The sequence below is a fragment of the Mycobacterium sp. genome (genome assembly GCF_049647605.1).
Lineage (GTDB): Bacteria > Actinomycetota > Actinomycetes > Mycobacteriales > Mycobacteriaceae > Mycobacterium.
This window is the reverse complement of record NZ_JBARXZ010000189.1, coordinates 1-5,390: the sequence shown is the minus strand read 5'-3', so window position 1 is coordinate 5,390 and position 5,390 is coordinate 1. Positions and strand designations below refer to the sequence as shown.

Genomic DNA, 5,390 nt, shown 5'->3' with positions numbered 1-5,390 from the left:
ACCGGAAGTGCCTTTCTTGCCGGACATGATTGTTGCGTAGAGAACACCAATCATTCCAGTTCAGAGGGCACTTTCCTCATTCCGACACCCCATGACCAGCCAATTCATCGGTGGATCGAGGCTAAGTGCAGAACATCGAAGACCACCAGGCGCGCGGGTAAGCGGCGCTGCAGCGACTGTGGAGGCCTTGCCACGGGCAAACGCCGCTGAAGCAGCTGGAAACTGGGTCGCGTCCGGTCGTCCAACACGACGATCTCACCGTCGAGAATGACGTCACGTCCGCTCGATGCCGAGCACCCCGACACCACGTCGGGAAAGGCAGCCGACACGTTGTTGGCCTGGCGACTGAATAACTCAGCGCGCCCACCGCCGATCCGCGCAGCGCATCGAGCCCCGTCAAATTTGGGCTCGACGATCCAGTCATCACCCACCGGAGGTTGTCCCGCGGTAGCCAACATCGGTGCCGGCGGCACCGGTGTTCGAATATCGGTCCTGGGCCGCTTCACCTCACCAGTGTGCCTTTTCAGTCCGCGCGCTCATGCGAGCCAAGACTTGTGCGTTCCGATGGTCACGCGGACCGGATACGGAGGCGCCCCAGGCCGGGCAGGAACCGTCCGACGCCGGCGGCGTAGCGGGTATAGGTCTCGCCGTGGGCACGGTGGAGGTGGGGCTCTTCGATCAGTCGTACTTGCGTTTGGATGCCGGTGAGGGCGATGACCCAGCCGATGAGTGCGACGGGGTTGGGAACCATGAGCACTAGGCCGAGGAGGGTGACTAGCACCGCGGTGAAGATGGGGTTGCGCACCCACCGGAACGGGCCGCTGGTAACGAGTGCGGTGCGTTCACTTCGGTCCACTCCGATGCGCCAGGACGCGCCCAGCGCCATCTGCGCGCCGAAGGTGGCCAGGATGCCGAGGACCGCCAGGACCACGCCGAGCACGTGAATGGAAGGGTGCTGCAGCGTGCTTATGGGCGTTAGTCCCAGCCAGTGCGCCAGCGGGCCGCCGACACCGACCATGAGGTAGCCGAGGTCGGTGGCGGTGAGTGCTGACCAGCCCAGCGAGCCGCGCGGTGACAGTGTGCGCCGGTTGCCGCTGTCACCGGTGCGGCGGCGCTGGATGAGGGTGCGCAGCGCCCCGGCGAGCAGCATCATGACCACGAACAGGGCCAGCGCCGCGGCGGCCATCAGCGACGGCCCGGAAGCGGCTTGGCGGCAACGCCGAGCAGATAGTCGCCCTGGATGCGGGTCACCGATCCGAGAATGACCAGGCCGTGTCGGCCTATCTGGTCGAGGAAGTCCTCGGCGGTGAACCGGTCCTCGGTGGGGTGGTCGAACAACCGCCGGTAGGTGGGGCGGTTGAGAGCGTGTGAAGTGACTTCTTCGAAGTAGAACCGCCCACCGGGGGAGAGCACTCTGGCGGCTTCGGCGACCGCGCCGCGCCAGTCGGGAATGTGATGGATGATCCCGAAGTCGAACACCGCGTCGTAGCTGCCGTCGTCGGCGTTGAGCGCGGCCCGCAGATCGGTGGCGCTGCCGGTGGCCAGGTGCACCCGGTCGCGGTAGGGGGCGAGCCGGGCTTGGGCCCGCGCGATCATCGCCGGGTCCAGGTCGATCGCGTCGACCTGCGCGGCGCCGAAGCGCTGCAGCATCAGCTGCGAGCCGTAGCCCGATCCGCAGCCGATTTCGAGGGCTCTGCTGCCTGGGGGAAGCCGACCGCCGAAGCTCAGCAGTACCGGCACCTCATAGAGGCGTTGCAGCCAGCGCCGAGGCGGCGAGTTAATCAGGGCTGTTTCCGCTCGATTCATCAACACTCGCAGGACTCCTTCCACTCACAAGGCCGAGGCCGCCACAGCGTCCGGATGATCGGACTTCATCGGTGGCATCGCCCATAAACGATCTATGGCGAACGCTATCATCGTTTAGTGACGATGAATAGGCGTGGTGGTGATGCAGCGGCCGGACCGCGCTGGGGTGGGGCGGCGCTGCTGCGGCCGGGGGTGTTGGCTTTCGCGGGGTCGATCGGCTCCACCGATGCTCACGCTCACCATGCGGTGCAGGTCATCACCGCGACAACGGCGCTGACGGTGCTCGATGATCACGGCGCGCGGCACCGGGGAACGAAGGTGGTCGTGCCCGCCGACGCGCCGCACCGGATCGAGGTCGGCGCCCAGGCGGGCACGGTGGTGTTCCTGGAGCCGGAGTCCGCGCCGGGACAGGCCGCACACTCCCGTGCCGTGCGGTCCGGGTGGATCGTCACCCCGGTGCTGAGTTCGACCCGTCGACGCGCGCTGGCCGCGGTGGTGGACGAGCTGATTGCGCACCTGGCGCCCGCCACGGCCGACAACGGCACCGCGGTGCGGCATCCCGCCATCGATGACGCGTTGCGGCTGCTGCCCGACCTGGTGGCGGCGGGACCGGTCAGCGGCACGGAACTGGCTGCCCTGGTTGGCCTTTCGGCGAGCCGGTTAACGCATCTGTTCACCGAGCAGGTCGGCATCCCGCTGCGGCGGTACGTGCTGTGGACGCGGTTACGGATCGCGATCATCCGCGTGCAGGCCGGGGATGATCTGACCGGCGCCGCGCACGGGGCGGGGTTCGCTGACAGCGCTCACCTGACCCGGACCACCCGTGAGATGTTTGGCCTGCCACCCTCGGTGCTGAGCCGACACGTGTCCTGGGATCTCGACAGCGGGTAGCCGAATCATTCAAGCCTCGTCGCGGCGGTGGCCGCGACGATTCAGGGCATGGGTACGACTTCTTCTCCGCCATTGACGAGGGTGATCACTGCGGTCCAGGCGGTGGCCCGCTACGGCTACGTGCCGTTCCTGCTGATCGGCCTCAACGGTGCGGGCATCGCCGTGGCCGCCGCCGGCGCACCGAAGTACTGGCTGCTGATCATTCTGGCGGCCGCGATCGCGACGGCGTTCGTGGTGGAGCGGGTCATCCCGTATGACCCGCAGTGGAACCACGACCGCGCCGACAGCACCCGTGACCGCATCCACGTCGCGGTCAACGAAACCCTCATCCTGGCCAGCGTCGCCGCCATCCCGCTGCTGGCCGCGATCGTCCCGGCACCCCAGTTGTGGCCGCACAGCTGGCCATTCGTCGCACAAGTCCTGGCCGCGGTCCTGGTTGCCGATTTCGGGATCACCGTGGTGCATTTGGCCAGCCACAAAGTCGGGTTCCTGTGGCGCTTCCACGCGGTGCACCACAGCATCACCCGCTTCTACGGCCTCAACGGTCTGATGAAACACCCGCTGCACCAAACCGTGGAGATGGCCGCCGGGGTGGCACCGCTGATCCTGATCGGGCTGCCCGTCGACGTGGCCTCCGCTCTGGCCCTGGCGGTGGCGATCCAGCTGCTGCTGCAGCACTCCAACGCTGACTACCGCATCGGCCCGGCGAAGTACGTGCTGGCCCTCAACGAAGGCCACCGCTTCCACCACCTCAAATGGGCCGGCATCGGTGATGTCAACTTCGGGCTGTTCACCTTGGTGTGGGACCACCTGATGCGCACCTTCTCCTACGACCCCACCCGCCGCTTCGACTCGACCCAGCTGGGCATGGCCGCCAAGCCCGACTACCCCAGCAGTTACCTGCGCCAGATGATTTACCCGTTCACCCACAACGGCGGCTGCGCCGTGAAGTCCATGGCCCCGACGACGAACGGCGCGGCGGAGACGTCGGTCCCAGACCCGGCCTCGAAGTATCGCTGCTGACCGGCTATCATCGTCATATGGCGATGAATAAGGTGGAAGCGGACGGCTGCCTCACCGGCAGCGCCTCGGGGAGTTCGAATCTGGATGCCGCGGTGGCACTGTTTCACAGCCTCTCCGACTCGGCCCGGTTGGCGATCGTGCGCCGCCTGGCCGACGGGGAGGCCCGCGTGGTCGACCTGATCGGGGAGCTGGGGTTGGCGCAATCCACGGTGTCGGCTCATGTGGCGTGCCTGCGGGACTGCGGCCTGGTCAGCGGCCGCCCCGAAGGCCGGCAGGTGTTCTACTCATTGACCCGCCCTGAGCTGCTCGATCTGCTCGCCTCGGCCGAAACCCTGCTGGCCGCCACCGGCAACCAGGTGGCGCTGTGCCCCACCTACGGCACCCGCGCCCGCACCGGCGCGACGAGGGGTACGCAGGAGACCCGCCGATGAGCGATGCATGCGGCTGCGGCAACGGCGAACCCCGCGGCGCCGACGAGCAGGACCGCGAGCCCGAGCGGCTCTGGCAGATCAAAGAACTGCAGTTCGCCGCCCTCTCGGGAGTGTTGCTGCTGGCAGCGGTGATCGCCGGGTTCCTCGACGCCGCCGAGCCGGTAGTCCTGGCGCTGGAAGCGGTGGCGCTGCTGGCCGGCGCCTACACCTTCGTGCCGTCCACCCTGAAGCGGCTGGCGAAGGGCAAAATCGGGGTCGGCACGCTGATGACCATCGCCGCGGTGGGCGCGGTGATCCTCGGCGAGGTCGGTGAGGCCGCCATGCTGGCCTTCCTGTTCTCCATCAGTGAGGGACTGGAGGAGTACTCGCTGGCCCGCACTCGCCGCGGACTGCGCGCGCTATTGTCGCTGGTCCCCGACGAGGCCACCGTGCTGCGTGACGGCGCCGAAAAGACCGTCGCGCCTGCGGATTTGCAGATTGGTGACCGGACGCTGGTCAAGCCCGGTGAGCGTGTCGCCACCGACGGCATCATCCGCCACGGTCGCACCGCGCTGGATGTCTCGGCCATCACCGGCGAGTCAGTTCCCGTGGAGGTCGGGCCCGGTGATGAGGTGTTCGCCGGGTCGATCAACGGCACCGGGGCACTCGAGGTGGAGGTCAGCACCACCGCCGAGGACAACTCACTGGCCCGCATCGTGCGCATCGTGGAGGCCGAGCAGTCCCGCAAGGGCGCCTCCCAACGCCTGGCCGATCGCATCGCCAAACCCCTAGTGCCCGGGATCATGATCGTCGCGGCGCTGATCGCGGTGATCGGCAGCCTGCTCGGCGACTCGGCCACCTGGATCGAGCGGGCCCTGGTGGTGCTGGTCGCCGCCTCACCGTGCGCCCTGGCGATCTCGGTGCCGGTCACCGTGGTGGCCGCCATCGGCGCCGCCAGCAAGCTCGGTGCGCTGGTCAAGGGCGGCGCGGCACTGGAAGGGCTGGGCAAGATCCGCGGCGTCGCCCTGGACAAGACCGGCACACTCACCGCGAACCGGCCCGCCGTGATCGACGTGGCCGCCACCAACGGCGCCACCCGCGCCCAGGTGCTGGATGTGGCGGCCGCCTTGGAAGCGCGCAGCGAGCACCCGCTGGCCGCGGCGATCCTCGCCGCCGTCGATGACGTCACCCCTGCCACCGACGTCGAGGCCGTCACCGGCGCCGGGCTCACCGGCCACCGCGACGGGCACACCATCCGCC

General features: G+C 68.2%; 7 protein-coding genes. 4 read left to right on the top strand and 3 right to left on the bottom strand.

The features are described 5' to 3' along the window. Nucleotides 1-104: 104 nt before the first annotated feature. The 3 genes from WBB07_RS24275 to WBB07_RS24265 all read right to left on the bottom strand — a co-directional run bounded on the left by WBB07_RS24275 (nt 105) and on the right by WBB07_RS24265 (nt 1,806). Entirely contained in the window at nt 105-431 is a 327-nt protein-coding gene (locus WBB07_RS24275) for an ATP-dependent DNA ligase (protein ID WP_526311365.1), read from the bottom strand. 137 nt (nt 432-568) lie between these two features. Next, entirely contained in the window at nt 569-1,186 is a 618-nt protein-coding gene (locus WBB07_RS24270; protein ID WP_419125578.1) for a methyltransferase family protein, read from the bottom strand. Continuing rightward, complete coding sequence (locus WBB07_RS24265; protein WP_419125579.1) at nt 1,186-1,806, bottom strand: class I SAM-dependent methyltransferase; 621 nt, start codon at nt 1,804-1,806, stop codon at nt 1,186-1,188. The genes WBB07_RS24270 and WBB07_RS24265 overlap by 1 nt, the downstream gene beginning before the upstream one ends. Before the next feature lie 123 nt (nt 1,807-1,929). Between WBB07_RS24265 and WBB07_RS24260 the strand changes: the two genes are divergently transcribed. From WBB07_RS24260 to WBB07_RS24245, 4 genes are all read left to right on the top strand, one after another. Next, entirely contained in the window at nt 1,930-2,697 is a 768-nt protein-coding gene (locus WBB07_RS24260) for a helix-turn-helix domain-containing protein (RefSeq protein WP_419125625.1), read from the top strand. A 48-nt stretch (nt 2,698-2,745) separates the two neighbouring features. Then, nucleotides 2,746-3,720, top strand: coding sequence for a sterol desaturase family protein (locus tag WBB07_RS24255; RefSeq protein WP_062660283.1), 975 nt, complete (start codon nt 2,746-2,748; stop codon nt 3,718-3,720). A gap of 17 nt (nt 3,721-3,737) precedes the next feature. Then, nucleotides 3,738-4,151 (top strand): ArsR/SmtB family transcription factor, encoded by a 414-nt coding sequence (locus WBB07_RS24250; protein WP_201029645.1) that lies wholly within the window; start codon nt 3,738-3,740, stop codon nt 4,149-4,151. Then, the coding region (locus WBB07_RS24245) for a heavy metal translocating P-type ATPase (RefSeq protein WP_526311362.1) at nt 4,148-5,390 on the top strand (1,243 nt) is incomplete at its 3' end. The genes WBB07_RS24250 and WBB07_RS24245, both read left to right, overlap by 4 nt.

Excerpts from the sequence above, each read along its gene's own strand:
- WBB07_RS24270 (WP_419125578.1), bottom strand. The coding sequence starts at position 1,186 with ATGGCCGCCGCGGCGCTGGCCCTGTTCGTGGTCATGATGCTGCTCGCC.
- WBB07_RS24265 (WP_419125579.1), bottom strand. The coding sequence starts at position 1,806 with ATGAATCGAGCGGAAACAGCCCTGATTAACTCGCCGCCTCGGCGCTGG.
- WBB07_RS24260 (WP_419125625.1), top strand. The coding sequence starts at position 1,930 with ATGAATAGGCGTGGTGGTGATGCAGCGGCCGGACCGCGCTGGGGTGGG.
- WBB07_RS24255 (WP_062660283.1), top strand. The coding sequence starts at position 2,746 with ATGGGTACGACTTCTTCTCCGCCATTGACGAGGGTGATCACTGCGGTC.
- WBB07_RS24250 (WP_201029645.1), top strand. The coding sequence starts at position 3,738 with ATGGCGATGAATAAGGTGGAAGCGGACGGCTGCCTCACCGGCAGCGCC.